The organism is Actinocorallia populi (assembly GCF_002995495.1).
Classification (GTDB): domain Bacteria; phylum Actinomycetota; class Actinomycetes; order Streptosporangiales; family Streptosporangiaceae; genus Actinocorallia; species Actinocorallia populi.
In genome coordinates this window covers 500,782-516,686 of record NZ_PVZV01000002.1, presented here as the reverse complement: position 1 = coordinate 516,686, position 15,905 = coordinate 500,782, and the positions used below count along the sequence as shown (strand labels likewise).

12 protein-coding genes are annotated in these 15,905 nt (G+C 72.2%); 4 read left to right on the top strand and 8 right to left on the bottom strand.

Annotated elements, in window-relative coordinates; genetic code table 11:
* Positions 1-31 precede the first annotated feature (31 nt).
* Positions 32-787 (bottom strand): hypothetical protein, encoded by a 756-nt coding sequence (locus C2865_RS09325; RefSeq protein WP_106397957.1) that lies wholly within the window; start codon positions 785-787, stop codon positions 32-34.
* 131 nt (positions 788-918) lie between these two features.
* Between C2865_RS09325 and C2865_RS09320 the strand changes: the two genes are divergently transcribed.
* From C2865_RS09320 to C2865_RS09305, 4 genes are all read left to right on the top strand, one after another.
* Positions 919-1,494, top strand: coding sequence for a PadR family transcriptional regulator (locus tag C2865_RS09320; protein ID WP_106397956.1), 576 nt, complete (start codon positions 919-921; stop codon positions 1,492-1,494).
* Positions 1,472-2,185, top strand: coding sequence for an ABC transporter ATP-binding protein (locus tag C2865_RS09315; RefSeq protein WP_106397955.1), 714 nt, complete (start codon positions 1,472-1,474; stop codon positions 2,183-2,185). The genes C2865_RS09320 and C2865_RS09315 overlap by 23 nt, the downstream gene beginning before the upstream one ends.
* Positions 2,182-4,158 carry an FtsX-like permease family protein gene (locus tag C2865_RS09310; protein WP_106397954.1) on the top strand — a complete coding sequence of 659 codons (1,977 nt, stop codon included), beginning with the start codon at positions 2,182-2,184 and terminating at the stop codon, positions 4,156-4,158. Before C2865_RS09315 ends, C2865_RS09310 begins: the two co-directional genes overlap by 4 nt.
* Positions 4,159-4,396: 238 nt before the next feature.
* Positions 4,397-5,776, top strand: coding sequence for an ABC transporter permease family protein (locus C2865_RS09305; RefSeq protein WP_106397953.1), 1,380 nt, complete (start codon positions 4,397-4,399; stop codon positions 5,774-5,776).
* Between the two features lie 25 nt (positions 5,777-5,801).
* Here the strand turns inward: C2865_RS09305 and ilvC are convergent, their stop codons facing one another.
* The 7 genes from ilvC to gatC form a co-directional block, all read right to left on the bottom strand.
* Positions 5,802-6,785, bottom strand: coding sequence for a ketol-acid reductoisomerase (ilvC, locus tag C2865_RS09300; RefSeq protein WP_198653118.1), 984 nt, complete (start codon positions 6,783-6,785; stop codon positions 5,802-5,804).
* A gap of 35 nt (positions 6,786-6,820) precedes the next feature.
* Complete coding sequence (gene ilvN, locus C2865_RS09295) at positions 6,821-7,351, bottom strand: acetolactate synthase small subunit (RefSeq protein ID WP_106397951.1); 531 nt, start codon at positions 7,349-7,351, stop codon at positions 6,821-6,823.
* The gene (locus tag C2865_RS09290; RefSeq protein ID WP_106397950.1) at positions 7,351-9,093 is read right to left on the bottom strand and encodes an acetolactate synthase large subunit; all 1,743 of its coding nucleotides are present in this window, start codon (positions 9,091-9,093) and stop codon (positions 7,351-7,353) included. Before C2865_RS09290 ends, ilvN begins: the two co-directional genes overlap by 1 nt.
* Before the next feature lie 262 nt (positions 9,094-9,355).
* The gene (locus C2865_RS09285) at positions 9,356-12,034 is read right to left on the bottom strand and encodes a putative bifunctional diguanylate cyclase/phosphodiesterase (RefSeq protein WP_106397949.1); all 2,679 of its coding nucleotides are present in this window, start codon (positions 12,032-12,034) and stop codon (positions 9,356-9,358) included.
* A gap of 466 nt (positions 12,035-12,500) precedes the next feature.
* Entirely contained in the window at positions 12,501-14,033 is a 1,533-nt protein-coding gene (gatB, locus tag C2865_RS09280) for an Asp-tRNA(Asn)/Glu-tRNA(Gln) amidotransferase subunit GatB (protein WP_198653260.1), read from the bottom strand.
* Positions 13,994-15,478, bottom strand: a complete 1,485-nt coding sequence (gatA, locus tag C2865_RS09275) for an Asp-tRNA(Asn)/Glu-tRNA(Gln) amidotransferase subunit GatA (protein ID WP_106397947.1) — start codon at positions 15,476-15,478, stop codon at positions 13,994-13,996. The genes gatB and gatA overlap by 40 nt, the downstream gene beginning before the upstream one ends.
* Positions 15,479-15,775, bottom strand: coding sequence for an Asp-tRNA(Asn)/Glu-tRNA(Gln) amidotransferase subunit GatC (gene gatC / locus C2865_RS09270; protein WP_106397946.1), 297 nt, complete (start codon positions 15,773-15,775; stop codon positions 15,479-15,481).
* Positions 15,776-15,905 lie beyond the last annotated feature (130 nt).

Here is a 15,905-nt window from a genome sequence, read left to right as displayed (position 1 = left end):
GCCCGCGTCAAAGTCTATCCCCGCCGGGGGCTCACGCCTGACCTCCACGCCAGAACCGCCAGGAACGACGGGGTCTCACCGCCTCGCGGGGCCCGTACGCGATCCGCAGCCCCTCGTCGAGATCGAAGGACGCACCCTCGCGTTCCGGGGGGAGCCGGAACCCCTCGGCCAGGTGGGTGCCGAACGGCGCCGACCTGCGCAGACCCAGCGTCCGCACCTCGACGTGGACCGTCCAGGAGCCGCGCTCGGGCAGGTCCAGCAGCGCCTCGAATCCGTCGCCGTCGGGCTCGGTCTCGACCGGCAGCTCCTGCCTGCCGTCGCTCGCGAGCAGCCGGACCATCGGATCTTTTGCTTGGATTCGGGCGATTCTCGCCCATCCCCTGACCTTCAGCAGCCCCTTGCTCCAGGCCATCGACTCCAGGCGGTGCTCGACGCCGACCTCGGCGGTGATGTCGGCGTCCTGGCGGGGCACCCCGCGCAGGTAGGGGTAGACCGCGTAGACCCGGCCGCCGACGACGACCGCGCCCTCCCTGCGCCCGGCGGCCTCGTCCGCGATGAGCCGCTCCAGCTCGTCGAAGAGCTCGTTCTCGATGCAGAAGGCGCGCAGCCGCTCCCGCTCGGGGAGCTCCTGGCGCAGGTCGGCGGTGAGCAGACCGCAGAGCATGCCCTTGGTCGCCGTCACCACCTGCCGCCGCACGGGCTGCTCCACCTGGAGGAACCGCTGGTCGTAGACGCGTAGGAGGTCGCGCGTGAGGCTGAGAACGGGCTTACGGGTGGGTGTGGTCACTTCTGCGGGCTCCCCGGGACTTTCCAGATCCCTGAACCGTATTGCCGCGGACACCCGCAACACCGGAGCGACACGGACCGAAAATCGAGAGTCCTTGCGGCGTGCATACTCGGTATGCATACTCAGTATGCATGTCCATCCGCCACAGCCTGCTGGCCCTGCTCTCCCGCGGGCCCCGCTACGGCTACCAGCTGCGCTCGGAGTTCGAGGCGGCGACCGGCAGCACCTGGCCGCTCAACATCGGCCAGGTCTACTCCACCCTCGGCCGCCTGGAGCGCGACGGCCTCGTCCTCGGCGGGGGCCAGGACGAGGAGGGCCGCTCGGTCTACACCCTCACCGAGAAGGGCGCCGCCGAGGTCCGCGACTGGTTCGCCACCCCCCTCACCCGCACCGAGCGGCCCCGCGACGAACTCGCGGTCAAACTCGCGCTCGCCCTGACCAGCCCCGGCGTCGACGTCCGCGCCGTGGTCCAGGCCCAGCGCTCGGCCACCCTGCGCGCCATGCGCGACCTGACCCGCCTCAAGTCCTCCGCCGAGGGACCGGCCTGGCCCCTGGTCCTGGACTCGATGATCTTCCAGGCGGAGGCCGAGATCCGCTGGCTCGACCACTGCGAGGCCTCCCTGCTGCACGCCGCTCCGCCCGCCCCGGCGCCCGCCGCCGCACCCCCCGTAGACGAGGAGACCGATGAGCGTGCTCGAACTCGATGACGTCCACCGCGAGCACGGCAGCGGGGCTGGCCTCGTCCAGGCCCTGCGCGGCCTGTCCCTGACCGTCCTGCCCGGCGAGTTCGTCGCCGTGATGGGCCCCTCCGGCTCCGGCAAGTCCACGCTGCTCAACCTGGCGGGCGGGCTGATCACCCCCACCCGGGGCAGGGTCGTCGTCTCCGGGACCGACCTGACGGGCATGGACGTCTCGGCGCGGGCAGCGCTGCGCCGCCGCGCCGTCGGCTACGTCTTCCAGGAGCTCAACCTGATCCCGTCGCTCACCGCCGCGGAGAACGTCATGCTCCCCCGCGAGCTGGACGGCGTGCGCACCCGCAGGGCCCGCGCCGACGCCATGTCCGCGCTGGCCGAGGTCGGGCTCGTCGGCGAGGCGGGCCGCTTCCCCGAAGAGCTGTCCGGCGGCCAGCGCCAGCGCGTGGCCATCGCCCGCGCCCTGGTCGGCGAACGGCGGCTGATCCTGGCCGACGAACCCGCCGGAGCCCTGGACTCCCGGGGCGGCGAGGAGATCATGCGGGTGCTGCGCGCCCGCTGCGACGCCGGCGCGGCGTGTCTGATGGTCACCCATGAGTCCCGGCACGCGGCCTGGGCCGACCGCGTGGTCTTCCTGCGCGACGGCCTGGCCGTCGACTCCACCGAGCCCGCCCCCGGACCCGAGATCCTTCTGGAGAACAGATGAACGGCCTGCGCGCGGCGCTGCGCCTCGCCTGGCGCGACGCCCTGAACTCCCGGCCGCGCTCCGCCCTGATCATCGCGATGATCGCCCTCCCGGTCGCCGCCTTCACCGCCCTCCCGCTGCTCCTGGGCACTTCCCGGCTCGTGGGAGGGGGCGCCGCGGGAACCGCGGTGAACGCGCTGATCATCGCGATGGTGGTGCTGGAGACGGTCCTGCTGGCCGGTCCCGCCTTCGCCGTGGGGCTGCGCCGCCAGCGCCGGCTGCTGGCACTGGTCTCGGCCGCCGGCGGCTCCCCCGGCCAGCTGCGGGCCGTGGTGCTCTGCTCGGGCCTGCTGCTCGGCGGTCTGGGCGGGCTGGTCGGCACCGGCTTCGGCCTCCTCTTCGGCTGGGCGGGACGGCTGGTCCTGGCCGAGACCCGCCCCCGGGGGGACCTCGCGCCCTGGGAGACACCCTGGCTCTGGATGGCCGCCATCGTCCTCACCGCCGTGCTGAGCGGGCTGGCCGCCGCCTACGCCCCCGCACGCCAGGCGTCCCGCACGGACACCGCCGAGGTCCTCTCCGGGCACCGGAACGCGCCGTCGCCCCGGCGCGGCCTGCCGGTCCTGGGGGTGCTCCTGATCGCCGCGGGCGGCGCGGTGATCCCGCTGGGCATGGACGACCTGCGCGAGTTCAGCGCGGCGATCGGCGCGGCGCTGCTCATCATCGGCTTCGTCCTGGCCACCCCCGCCGTCATCGCGCTGACCGCCCGGCTCGCCGACCGGCTGCCGCTGCCGCTGCGCCTGGCCGTCCGCGACGCCGACCGCAACCGGGTGCGCACCGCGCCCGCCATCGCCGCGATCATGGCGGTCACGGCCGCGCTGACCGCCCTGGCGATCGGCGGTGCCAGCGACTTCGACCAGGAGCGGGTCGAATACCGGCCGCGGCTGCAGGCGGGCCAGACCACCGTCAAGCCGCTGGTCTCGGAGGAGCAGGCCCAGCGGGTGGAGGCCGCCGTGCAGCGGATGCTGCCCTCCCGCAGCACCGCCCGCGTCGGGTACATGCCCTATGAGCCCCCTGGCTCCCGGCAGGGGCACGCGATAGTCGAAGGGTACGGAGTGGGAACGCTCCTGTGGATGCTGTGCGGAAAGGAGGCCTGCGACCTCTCCCGGTTCCATCCCGGCCCCCGCGGTGACAACCAGGTCATCACCGACTCGGCGGGGGCACGGCTGCTGCTGGGCCGTGACGATCCGGCCGTCACCGAAGCGCTGGACGAAGGCAAGGTCGTCGTCTTCGCCACCGGCGCGGTACGAGACGGTCAGGCGGCTTTCACCGCCGACCAGTACGACGGCATCGAGAGAGAAGAACGCACCGTGCAGCTGCCCGCTGTGCAGGTGCAGCCCTTTGAAGGCGTTCCCGGTGTGTTGATCCCGCCGAAGGCCCTCGAAGAGGCCGAGCTGGAATCCGCGCCCTTCGCGCTGGTCGTCGACGCCCCCCTCGGCGAGAAGGAGCAGAGTCGGCTCACCGCGGAGATCGAGCAGATCAGCGGAGGCCTGGAGGTGTACACCGAGCGCGGCTTCAACGAGTCGTTCGCCCTGCCGCTGCTGATACTGGGCGTCATGGCCGCCGTGCTGGTGCTGGCCGGGGCGCTGATCGCCACCGGGCTCGCCGCCGCCGACTCCCGGCCGGACCTGGCGACGCTCACCGCCGTCGGCGCGCGGCCCGTCACCCGCCGCCTGCTCCTCATGGCGCAGACCGGCTACATCGCGGTCCTCGGCTGCGCGCTGGGCCTGCTGGCGGGCGCCGGTCCGGGCATCGCGGTGGCCTATCCACTGACCACCACCGGATCGAATGAGGGCGTCCCCTCCCACGGAGTGATCATCGACATACCGTGGCTGTTCCTGCTCGCCGTGCTCGCCGGCGTCCCCCTGGTGGCGTCCGCGGTGACCGCCCTGTCCGTGCGCGGCGAAGAGACCCTGCCCGAACGCGCCGCCACCTGACCACGGCGGCCGTCCGAACCGGGGCCGCTCCCGTCACCGACCTGTCTCCGGACGAGATCGGTGACGGGAGCGGCCCCGGCTTTTCTCGTCGCCCTCCCTGCAGCCGCTCCTCGGTATGTTCGTGGCCGTGCACGGGCGGAGGCGCTCCCGGAACCACCACGCGGCGACGGAAGACCATCGCCGGAGCCCCGCCCCCCAAGGCCGCCCTCTCCCGCCTTCCGCCCCCCGAAGGATGATCATGAACGTGCTCGGCCTGGTCTGCGTCCTCGGCGGCCTGGCTGCCGTCTTCTTCAATGCCGGCCCGGTGGTGGATGCCGGTCAGGTGCTCGGCATGCTCTTCGGGCTGCTCCTCCTCTTCCTCGGTTTCATCATGATCACCCCTGCGGCCGTGGCCGTCGCCGGGAAGACCGCACGGCGGCTGCCGCCCGCCCCGCGGCTCGCCGTCCGGGACGCCGCCCGCAACCGGGGCCGGACCGTCCCCGCCGTCGCGGTGGTCCTCTCGGCGACTGCGGGCTTCACCGCCGTCACCATCGCCGGGATCAGCGAGATGCGGCACGACGCGCTGCACTCCCGCCTCTACCCGATGGGGAGCACGATCGTCGGAGGGCTGACCTCCCGGACCGCTCCCGAGGTCCGGGCGGTGATCGAGCGGGAACTGCCGGGCGTCCCCACCGCGCAGGCCGATGGGTTCGACGAGTACCTGCAGAAGACGGACCAGAGCCTCTTGAGCCCCGTCGAGGGCTACACCCTGTGCATGAGCGGCCCGTGCGGCCTCAAGGGCGGGATGCACGACCAGGTTCTGATCGCGGATCCGAAGACGGCACGGATCCTGGTCGGGGACGACCCTGCGGTCGCCTCGGCCCTGGCCGAGGGCAAGGTCGTGGTCTTCCGCCCGGGCGTCGTGCGGGACGGTCTGGCCCGCTTCGAGCTCACCCGGTTCCATGAGGAGGACCCACCGGAGATCGTGCGGACCTTCGACCTCCCCGCCGTACGGGCCACCACGGGCCTGCGCGGCGTCCCCACCGCGATCTTCCCTCCGGAGGCGGCGGCCCGCACCGGGCTGAAGACCGGCCCCGGCGCGCTGCTGATCGGCACTCCGGTCAGCGTGGAGCAGTCCGGGAGGTTGAAGCGCGAGATGACGGAAATCCGCGACGACACCTCTTACCTCTACACCGAGCGGGGTGCGGAGGAGACCCGCCTCTCCACCGAGTTGCTCGTGTCCGGCGCCGCGGCCCTGCTGCTGGTGCTCGGCGCGGCCCTGGCCGCGGCCCGGCCGGCGGCCGCCGGCGCCCGCCCCGGTCTGGACGTCCTGGCCGCCGCCGGCGCGAAACCCGGCGTCCGGCGCCTGTTCCCGATGTACCAGGCCGGCTTCGTCTGTCTCCTCGGCTGCGCCTTGGGCGTCCTCGCCGGCAGCGCCTCGGGCATCGCCGTGGCCATCACCCTCACCGACCTGCCTCCGGGCGAGGCCATGGACGGGAGCGACCCCGGCCCGCTCGTCGCCCTCCCCTGGCAGCTGTTCCTCGGCACGCTCGTGGCCGTCCCGCTGCCGGCCGCCCTGATCGCGGGACTCTTCCCCGTCCGCCCGAAAGACGACCGCCCGCTCACCCACCGGGGGTGAACGGGCGGTCGAGAGGCCGCGACGGTCAGTCGTTCAGCCAGGCGAACATGGGGCGGAGCTTGCCGCCGACCTGCTCGATCGGGTGGGCGCCCAGGTCCTCGCGGTACTTGAGGTGGTTGGGCTGGCCCGCGTCGAACTCCTCGACGAGTTCCTTGACGAACTGGCCGGACTGGATCTCGGCCAGGATCTTCTTCATCTCGGCCTTGGTGTCGGCGGTGATGACGCGCGGGCCGCGGGTGTAGCCGCCGAACTCGGCGGTGTCGGACACCGACCAGTACATCTTCTGGATGCCGCCCTCGTAGATGAGGTCGACGATCAGCTTGAGCTCGTGGAGGCACTCGAAGTAGGCGACCTCGGGCTGGTAGCCGGCCTCGACCAGCACCTCGAAACCGGTCTTGATCAACTCGGCGGTGCCACCGCACAGGACGGCCTGCTCACCGAACAGGTCGGTCTCGGCCTCCTCCTTGAAGGTGGTCTTGATGCCGCCGGCGCGCAGGCCGCCGATGCCCTTGGCGTAGGACAGGGCCAGCGCCCAGGCGCTGCCGGACTCGTCCTTCTCCACCGCCACGATGACCGGGACGCCGCGGCCGGCCTCGAACTGGCGGCGCACCAGGTGGCCGGGGCCCTTGGGGGCGACCATGGCCACGTCGACGCCCGCCGGGGGCTCGATCAGGCCGAAGCGGATGTTCAGGCCGTGGCCGAAGAACAGCGCGTCGCCCTCGGCGAGCTCGGGCAGGATGTCGTTCTCGTAGATGCCGCGCTGCAGGTGGTCCGGCGCCAGGATCATGATGAGGTTGGCCTCGGCGGCCGCCTCGCGCGGGGTGACGACGCGCAGGCCGTCGGCCTCGGCCTTGGCCCGGGACTTGGAGCCCTCGGGGAGGCCGACCCGGACGTCGACGCCCGAGTCGCGCAGGGACAGGGCGTGCGCGTGTCCCTGGGAGCCGTAGCCGATCACGGCGACGCTGCGACCCTGGATGATGCTCAGGTCCGCGTCGTTGTCATAGAACATCTCAGCCATGGTGGGGCTGTCTGCCTTTCTGGTGGTTACGCGCTGCGCGATTCGAGCGCGCGCAGCGAACGGTCGGTGATCGAGCGGGCGCCGCGGCCGACCGCGATCGCACCCGACTGGACCAGTTCCTTGATGCCGTACGGCTCGAGGCAACGGTACAGCGCGTCGAGCTTGTCGCGGTTGCCGGTGGCCTCGATCGTGACCGCGTCGGGCGCCACGTCGACGACCTTGGCGCGGAACAGCTGCACGACCTCCAGGACCTGCGAGCGCACGTCCGGGCCGGCCGTCACCTTGATCAGCACCAGCTCCCGCTGCACCGAGGCGGCCGGGTCCAGCTCGACGATCTTCAGCACGTTGATCAGCTTGTTGAGCTGCTTGGTGACCTGCTCCAGCGGCAGCTCCTGCTGCACGTCGACGACGATCGTCATCCGGGAGATCTCCGGGTGCTCGGTCGGGCCGACGGCCAGCGAGTCGATGTTGAACCCGCGCCGGGCGAAAAGGCCCGCTATGCGGACCAGGACCCCGGGCTTGTTCTCGACAAGGACGGAGAGGGTGTGACGGCTCATCAGTCTTCGTGCTCCCACTTCGGCGCCAGATCGCGCGCGTACTTGATCTCGTCGTTGCTCGATCCTGCGGCGACCATCGGCCAGACCATCGCGTCGTCGTGGACGACGAAGTCGATGACCACGGGCCGGTCGTCGATCTCCATCGCCTTCTCGATCGCCGCGTCGACCTCGCCGGCCGACTCCACCCGCATGCCCTCGCACCCGTAGGCGTCGGCCAGCTTCACGAAGTCGGGGATGCGCTTGGAGTGCAGCTTGGTGTTGGAGTAGCGGCCGTCGTAGAAGAGGGTCTGCCACTGGCGGACCATCCCCAGGTTGCCGTTGTTGATCAGGGCGACCTTGATCGGGATGCCCTCGATCGCGCAGGTGACCAGCTCCTGGTTGGTCATCTGGAAGCAGCCGTCGCCGTCGATCGCCCAGACCGTCTTGCCGGGGGCGCCGACCTTGGCGCCCATCGCGGCCGGGACCGCGTAGCCCATGGTGCCCGCGCCGCCGGAGTTGAGGAACTGGCCGGGGTTCTCGTAGGAGATGAACTGAGAGGCCCACATCTGGTGCTGGCCGACGCCCGCGCAGTACAGCGCGTCCGGGCCGACGATCTCGCCGAGCCGCTCGATGACGTACTGCGGGGCCAGCTCGCCGTTCTCCGGCGTGTCGTAGCCGAGCGCGTACGTGCTCTTCCAGGCGTTGAGCTGCTGCCACCAGGCGGTGTAGTCGCCGATCCGGCCGGCCGCGTGCTCGGTCTGGACCGCCACGATCAGGTCGGCGAGCACCTCGCGGGCGTCGCCGACGATCGGGACGTCCGCCTGCCGGTTCTTGGAGATCTCCGCCGGGTCGATGTCGGCGTGGACGATCGCCGCGTGCGGCGCGAAGGAGTTCAGGTCGCCGGTGACCCGGTCGTCGAACCGGGCGCCCAGCGCGACGATGAGGTCGGACTTCTGCAGCGCGCCGACCGCGCCGACCGTGCCGTGCATGCCCGGCATGCCCATGTGCAGGGGGTGGCTGTCGGGGAAGGCGCCGCGGGCCATCAGCGTGGTGACGACCGGCGCGCCGGTCAGCTCGGCCAGCACCCGCAGCTCGGCCGCCGCGCGGGCCTTGATGACGCCGCCGCCGACGTACAGCACGGGCCGCTTGGCGCCGACGATCATCCGGGCCGCCTCGCGGACCTGCTTGGAGTGCGGGCGGGTGACCGGACGGTAGCCCGGCAGGCGCATCTCCTCGGGCCAGGCGAAGTCGAACGTGGCCTGCATCGCGTCCTTGGCCACGTCGACCAGGACCGGTCCCGGACGGCCGGTGCCGGCGATGTGGAAGGCCTCCAGGATGGTGCGGCCGATGTCGCGGGGGTCGGTCACCAGGAAGTTGTGCTTGGTGATCGGCAGCGTGATCCCGGAGATGTCGGCCTCCTGGAACGCGTCCGTCCCGATGAAGCGGGAGGCCACCTGCCCGGTGATCGCGACCATCGGCACGGAGTCCATGTAGGCGTCCGCGATCGGCGTCACCAGGTTGGTCGCGCCCGGCCCCGAGGTCGCCATGCAGACGCCCACCCGGCCCGTCGCCTGGGCGTACCCCTGCGCGGCGTGCCCGGCGCCCTGCTCGTGGCGCACCAGGATGTGACGCAGCTTCTGCGAGTCGTACAGGGGGTCGTAGGCCGGAAGGATCGCCCCTCCCGGAATCCCGAACACCGTGTCGACGCCGACGTTCTCCAGGGCCCGGACCAGCGCCTGGGCCCCGGTCATCTGCTCGGTCATCTTGCTACTTCCTTGGAAGGGAGGGAGAGGGTCACGGATGGTTCTCGCCTGAGCCCACCGTGATGAGGCCAACAAAAAACCCCTCGCGCCACCAATGGGGCGATCGAGGGGAGCGCGCAAGCCTCAGAACTCGGTCAGGCCGCGCGCCTGCCGAGTACTACGAGAAGAAGGTTGCCGTTCTGCACGCCACTACTGTCCCCGATGACCCGCCCTCAGGTCAAATCCTCGTTGCCGATGTCTCACAGTCTGAGATATGGCCTGTTCAGCCCGCCTGCGCCCGCACGGGCACGTTCTCGTTGCCGGCGCGGGGCCTGATCTCGGCGTCGATCCGGTCGGCCGGCATGGGCCTGGCCACCAGGAAGCCCTGGCCGCGCGCGCAGCCCATCTCGCGCAGCCGCTCCAGCTGGTCGGGGCACTCGATGCCCTCGGCCACCACGGTCAGCCCCAGCTCCGCGCCGAGCCGCACGATCGTGCGGGTGAGCAGGGTGAGGGTCTCGTCCCGGCCCACCCCCGAGACGAAGGACGGGTCGATCTTCAGCACGTCCACCGGGAGCTGGCCCAGATAGGCCAGCGAGGCGTAGCCGGTGCCGAAGTCGTCGATGGCCAGCCGGACCCCGAGGTCGCGCAGCGCCGACAGCCGCGCCAGGTGCTGCTCGTCGCCCTGGAAGTGCTCGACCAGCACCTCCTCCTTCACCTCCAGGGTGAGGGCGTGCGGCGGCAGGCCGCTCTCGGCGAGCGCCTCGGAGACCGTCTCGGCGAACTTGGGCGCGGCGATCTGCCGGGCGGTGAGGTTGACCGACAGGCCGATCTGCCAGCCCTCCGTGCGCCAGCGGGCCGCCTCCCGGCAGGCCTCCCCCAGCATCCAGGCGCCCAGCGGGACGATCAGGCCGGACTCCTCGGCCGCGCCGATGAACTCCTCCGGCGGCACCGCCACGTCCTCGCGCCGCCAGCGCAGCAGGGCCTCCACGCCGGTGACCCGGCCGCCCTCCAGCTCCACCACCGGCTGGAACTCCACGGTGAACTCCCGCTCGGCCAGCGCCCGCTGCAGGTCGCTGCCGAGCTCCAGGCGGCGGACCACGGCCGCGTGCATCTGGGTGGCGAACACCTCGACCCGGCCGCCGCCGAGCTCCTTGGCCCGGGTCATGGCCAGGTCGCCGTTGCGGATCAGGGAGGCCGAACCCGTCTCGTCCAGGGCGTGCACCTCGGCGGTGGAGGCCAGCGCCTCGTCGGCGAAGGCCACCCCGACGCTGGCGCTGAGCACGATGCCGCGCTCGCCCACCCGGTAGGGGTCGTCGGAGAGCGCGCGCAGCAGCCGTTCGGCCAGGTCCACCACGGTCTGGGCGTCGGCGGCGGTCTCCACCAGGACCGCGAACTCGTCGCCGCCCCAGCGCGCCACCGTGTCGTCGGCCGGCACTCCGGCCCGCAACCGCCGCGCGGCCTGGGCCAGCACCTGGTCGCCCGCGGCGTGCCCGGCCGAGTCGTTCACCGCGGTGAAGCCGTCCAGGTCGACGAAGACCACGGCGGTGACGGGGTTGCGGCGGGAGAGCACCTGGCGGGTGCGCTCCTCCAGGTAGGCGCGGTTGGGCAGGCCGGTCAGGCCGTCGTGGAAGGTCAGGTGGGTGACCTGGCGCTTGAGCGCCGCCTCCTCCGACAGGTCGCGGGTGGTGACCAGCAGGCTGCCGGGGGCGTAGCGGGAGAACGTCGACTCGGTCGGCAGCCAGGTGCCGTCGGTGGTGCGCAGCCGGCAGCGCAGCCGCAGCGGCCCCCCGCGGGTGGCGAAGCACTCGCCCAGCGCCTCCTCGACGGCGGGGCGGTCCTCGGGGTGCAGGAAGTCCTGCAGCGGGTGGCCCAGCAGCCCGTCCAGGGCGTGCGAGGAGCTCCACTGGTCGCCCGCGCTCATGTAGTGCACGGCGCCGGTCTCGTCGCAGATCAGGACGAGGTCGTCGACGCTCTCGGCCAGGGCGCGGAAGTGTTCCTCGGCGGCGCGCACCTCGCCGCGCAGCCTGTCGTTCTCGCGCAGCAGGTCGGTGAGGCGGGCGATGAGGACGAGCAGCGCCGACCCGGTGACCACGAGCACGACCGGCTCGATCGGCTCGCCGCCGGTGAGGGTGTGCCCGGCCACGAACATCGCCGCGGCCCCGGCCAGCAGCGCGGGGGCGAAACCGGGGCCGACCATGCGCCCGCGCAGCTCGCCCCGGCGGGATCCTCCGCCCAGCCAGGGGGCCGCGCCCAGCAGCAGCACGCCGCCGAAGCGCAGGGCCTCGCCCAGGCCGCTCGCCTCGCCGCCGTCCATCCGCACCGCGGTGCTCGTCACGTCGCCCGCGGTCAGCACCAGCAGCGCCAGGTAGGCGGTGACGGCGGTGGGCCTGCGCCCGCGCGCGGCGCCCAGCACGAACGGCAGCAGCGCGCAGAGCAGCCCGATGTCCAGCAGCGGGTAGCGCAGTTCGAGGAGGAAGTGGGCCGGGGAGTCGCCGGTCTCGCGGAACAGCCGCCCGAAGATGGAGTCCCAGCCGATCACGAACAGCGCGGCGCCGCACACGTAGGTGTCGGCGGCGTACATGAGCCATTTACGGGCGGTGCGCGGCATCCTCGTCGGCGCGATGAAGCCCATGGCCATGGGCAGGAACGCCGCGAGGTAGAACAGGTCGCCCAGGGACGTCACCATCGTGACGTCCAGGACGATGCGGGAGATCGCGCTGGTCGCCGCGCCCACGCTCCAGCAGGCGGCAGCGGCCGCGAACCAGCGCCAGGACTCGGCGCCGGGCCTGATCCGGGAGGCGTACAGCAGGCTCGCGCAGGTGGCGGCGCCCGCCCCGGCGACGAACCAGTCGCTGGTCCAGCCCAGCAGTGCGCACACGGCGTACAGGACGCCCAGCAGTGACACCAGGCCCAGCGGCACGGCCTGCGCCGGAGGCCGGTGCCGCTCCTTCTCGCCTGTCATCTTCGCTCGTGCTCCTGGTTCACTGAGCCTGTCGGCGAGGATCCGGCCCCCACCCTCGGGCTCGACGGCTGGCTGCGTCCGCGCCCGGACCGCGTCCGGGCACCATGAGGTCGGGGATCTCGTCGTGCTCCTCAATGTACGTTCCGTAGGTCACGGAGCGATTGAGGGTCAGCCCCCATCCGGCGACAAACTCTCACGGCCAGTAATCACCGCTGGGCAACGCGTACGCCGGATTGCCGATCTGTGATCCGACAGACACCCCGGTACAGCCGAAGGGACAGCACACGATCACTGTCCGCAGTCTCCGCCTCCCCGCCCCTCCCGCACGCCTCCCCGACCCCGAAAACCCCCTGCGGCACGGGCGTGCCGAGGGGGCGGGACGACTGCGGAGCGGACCGCCCCGCGGAACGGGCGGGGTGACCGCGGAGCGGATCCGGCCGCCCCGCGAAGGGGCGGCCGGGGCGGGTCAGGACTGGCCGAGGCGCTCGAGGATGATCTCCCGGGCGCGGGCGGCGTCGGCCTGGCCGCGGCTGGCCTTCATGACGGCGCCCACCAGGGCGCCGGCGGCGGCGACCTTGCCGTCGCGGACCTTCTGGGCGGCGTCGGCGTTGTCGGCGATCACCTTGTCGACGATGGCGACCAGCTCGCCCTCGTCGGAGACGACCTTGAGGCCGCGGGCGGCGACGACCTCGTCGGGGGTGCCCTCCCCGGCCAGCACGCCCTCGAACACCTTGCGGGCGAGCTTGTCGTTGAGCTCGCCGGCGTCGACGAGCGCCTGGATGCGGGCGACCTGCCCGGCGGTGACCGGCAGCGCGGACAGCTCGACGCCCTGGGCGGTGGCGGTGCGCGACAGCTCGTTCATCCACCACTTGCGGGCGGCGGCGGGCGAGGCGCCCGCGGTGATCGTCTCCTCGATGAGGTCGAGCGCGCCGGCGTTGATCACGTCGCGCAGCTCCTCGTCGCTGAGCGACCAGGCGGCCTTGACGCGGACGCGGCGCGCGGCCGGGAGCTCGGGCAGCGCCGCCCGGATCTCCTCGACCCACGCGCGGGCCGGGGCGACCGGAACGAGGTCGGGCTCGGGGAAGTAGCGGTAGTCCTGCGCGTCCGACTTGGACCGGCCCGGGCTGGTCGTGCCGGTGTTCTCGTGGAAGTGGCGGGTCTCCTGCAGGACCGCCTGCCCGGCGTCCAGCACGGCGGCCTGCCGCTCGATCTCGTGGCGGACCGAGCGCTCGACGCTGCGCAGCGAGTTGACGTTCTTGGTCTCGGTGCGGGTGCCCCACTCGGAGGCGTCCTTCGGCATGAGCGAGACGTTGACGTCGCAGCGCATGGAGCCCTCCTCCATGCGCACGTCCGAGGCGCCCAGCGCGCGCACGAGCTCGCGCAGCTCGGTGGCGTAGGCGCGGGCGACCAGCGGCGCCATCTCCCCGGTGGCCTCGATCGGCTTGGTGACGATCTCGATCAGGGGGATGCCGGCCCTGTTGTAGTCCACCAGCGAGTGCGAGGCGCCGTGGATGCGGCCGGTCGCGCCGCCCACGTGCGTGGACTTGCCGGTGTCCTCCTCCAGGTGGGCGCGCTCGATGCCGATGCGGTACGTCTCGCCCTCGACCTCGACGTCCAGGTACCCGTCGAAGCAGATCGGCTCGTCGTACTGGGAGATCTGGAAGTCCTTCGGCATGTCCGGGTAGAAGTAGTTCTTCCGGGCGAAGCGGCACCAGTCGGCGATCGAGCAGTTCAGCGCGAGCCCGATCCGGATCGCGTACTCGATGGCCTTCTCGTTCACGACCGGCAGCGAACCGGGCATGCCCAGGCAGACCGGGCACACGTGCGTGTTGGGCGCGCCGCCGAACTCCGTCGGGCAGCCGCAGAACATCTTGGAGGCGGTGCCCAGCTCGATGTGGGTCTCGATGCCCAGCACCGGCGCGTATCTGGCCAGGGCCTCGTCAAAGGGAACAAGCGTCGTCACAGCGCGGGAGCCTTTCCAAGCAGCGGGCCGCCCCAGCGGGCCTCCAGGGCCTGCTCCACGGCGGCGCCGACCCGGTAGCAGCGGTCGTCGGCCAGGACCGGGGCCATGATCTGCAGGCCGACCGGCAGGCCGTCCTCGTCGGCCAGGCCGCACGGGACGGAGATGGCCGCGTTGCCCGCCATGTTCGACGGGATGGTGCACAGGTCGGCCAGGTACATGGCCATCGGGTCGTCGGCGCGCTCGCCGATCGGGAAGGCCGTGGTCGGGGTGGTCGGCGAGACGAGCACGTCGACCTGCCCGAAGGCCGCCTCGAAGTCGCGGGAGATCAGCGTGCGCACCTGCTGGGCCTTGCCGTAGTAGGCGTCGTAGTAGCCCGAGGACAGCGCGTAGGTGCCCAGGATGATGCGGCGCTTGACCTCCGGTCCGAAGCCGGCGGCGCGGGTGAGGGCCATGACCTCCTCGGCCGAGCGGGTGCCGTCGTCGCCGACGCGCAGGCCGTAGCGCATCGCGTCGAACCGGGCCAGGTTGGAGGAGGCCTCGGACGGGGCGATGAGGTAGTAGGAGGACAGCGCGTAGGTGAACGCCGGGCAGGAGACCTCGACGACCTTGGCGCCCAGCGACTCCAGCAGCTCGACCGTCTCGTTGAAGCGGTTCAGCACGCCCTGCTGGTAGCCGTCGCCGGCGAACTCCTTGACGACGCCCACGCGCAGCCCTGCCACGTCGGCCTGGCGGGCGGCCTCGACGACCGGCGGGACCGGCTCGCGGACCGAGGTGGAGTCGCGCGGGTCGTGGCCGGAGAACGCCTCGTGCAGCAGCGCCGCGTCCAGCACGTTGCGGGCGAACGGGCCGGGGGTGTCCAGCGAGGAGGCGAACGCCACCACGCCGTAGCGGGAGGAACCGCCGTAGGTGGGCTTCATGCCGACCAGGCCGGTGACGGCGGCGGGCTGGCGGATCGAGCCGCCGGTGTCGGTGCCGGTGGCCAGGGGCGCCTCGTAGGCGGCGACCGCCGCCGAGGAGCCGCCGGACGAGCCGCCGGGGATGCGGGAGAGGTCCCACGGGTTGCTGGTGGGCCCGTAGGCGCTGTTCTCGGTGGAGGAGCCCATCGCGAACTCGTCCATGTTGGTCTTGCCCAGGATCACCAGGCCGGCCTCGCGCAGCCGGGTGGTGATGGTGGCGTCGTACGGCGGCACCCAGCCCTCGAGGATCTTCGAGGCGCAGGTGGTGGGCATGTCCCGGGTGGTGAACACGTCCTTGTGCGCGACCGGCACCCCGGCCAGCGGCCCGAGCTCCTCGCCGGCGGCGCGCCGGGCGTCCACGGCCCGCGCCTGCTCCAGCGCGCTCTCGGCGGCCACGTGCAGGAAGGCGTTGACCTTGCCCTCGACCTGCTCGATGCGCTCCAGGTGGGCTCGGGCGACCTCGACGGCGGTGGTCTCGCCGGCGGCGATCAGCGCGCCGAGCTCGGCTGCTGTCTTGTGGATCATCTAGTCCTCCTCCTCCAGGATCCGCGGGACCCGGAAGCGCTCTTCCTCGGCGGCCGGAGCCCCCGAGAGCGCCTCGGCGCTGCTCAGCGACGGCCGGACCTCGTCGGGCCGGAAGACGTTGGTGATCGGCAGGGCGTGGGTGGTCGGCGGGATGTCCTCGGCCGCCACCTCCTGCACCCGCGCGACCGCGGAGACGATCGCGTCCAGCTGGACGGCGAGGTTGTCGAGTTCCTCCTCGCCGAGGGCCAGCCGGGAGAGCCGGGCGAGGTGCGCGACCTCGTCACGGGTGATGGACATAGGAGAGCCGTTTCCAAAGAGATCGACTGGGATGCTCCTCCATCCTATGGCCAACGCGTCTTCCGCCCGACCTCCGTCCACAGGCACGGCGCCCGCCCGGCGGCACGCCATCCAATGACTGACGCGCACC

Bases quoted from the DNA above. Each gene is read 5' to 3' on its own strand.
- gatA (WP_106397947.1), bottom strand. From the start codon at position 15,478: ATGATCCACAAGACAGCAGCCGAGCTCGGCGCGCTGATCGCCGCCGGC.
- gatC (WP_106397946.1), bottom strand. From the start codon at position 15,775: ATGTCCATCACCCGTGACGAGGTCGCGCACCTCGCCCGGCTCTCCCGG.
- ilvC (WP_198653118.1), bottom strand. From the start codon at position 6,785: ATGTTCTATGACAACGACGCGGACCTGAGCATCATCCAGGGTCGCAGC.
- C2865_RS09305 (WP_106397953.1), top strand. From the start codon at position 4,397: ATGAACGTGCTCGGCCTGGTCTGCGTCCTCGGCGGCCTGGCTGCCGTC.
- ilvN (WP_106397951.1), bottom strand. From the start codon at position 7,351: ATGAGCCGTCACACCCTCTCCGTCCTTGTCGAGAACAAGCCCGGGGTC.
- C2865_RS09320 (WP_106397956.1), top strand. From the start codon at position 919: ATGTCCATCCGCCACAGCCTGCTGGCCCTGCTCTCCCGCGGGCCCCGC.
- C2865_RS09310 (WP_106397954.1), top strand. From the start codon at position 2,182: ATGAACGGCCTGCGCGCGGCGCTGCGCCTCGCCTGGCGCGACGCCCTG.
- C2865_RS09285 (WP_106397949.1), bottom strand. From the start codon at position 12,034: ATGACAGGCGAGAAGGAGCGGCACCGGCCTCCGGCGCAGGCCGTGCCG.
- C2865_RS09290 (WP_106397950.1), bottom strand. From the start codon at position 9,093: ATGACCGAGCAGATGACCGGGGCCCAGGCGCTGGTCCGGGCCCTGGAG.
- C2865_RS09315 (WP_106397955.1), top strand. From the start codon at position 1,472: ATGAGCGTGCTCGAACTCGATGACGTCCACCGCGAGCACGGCAGCGGG.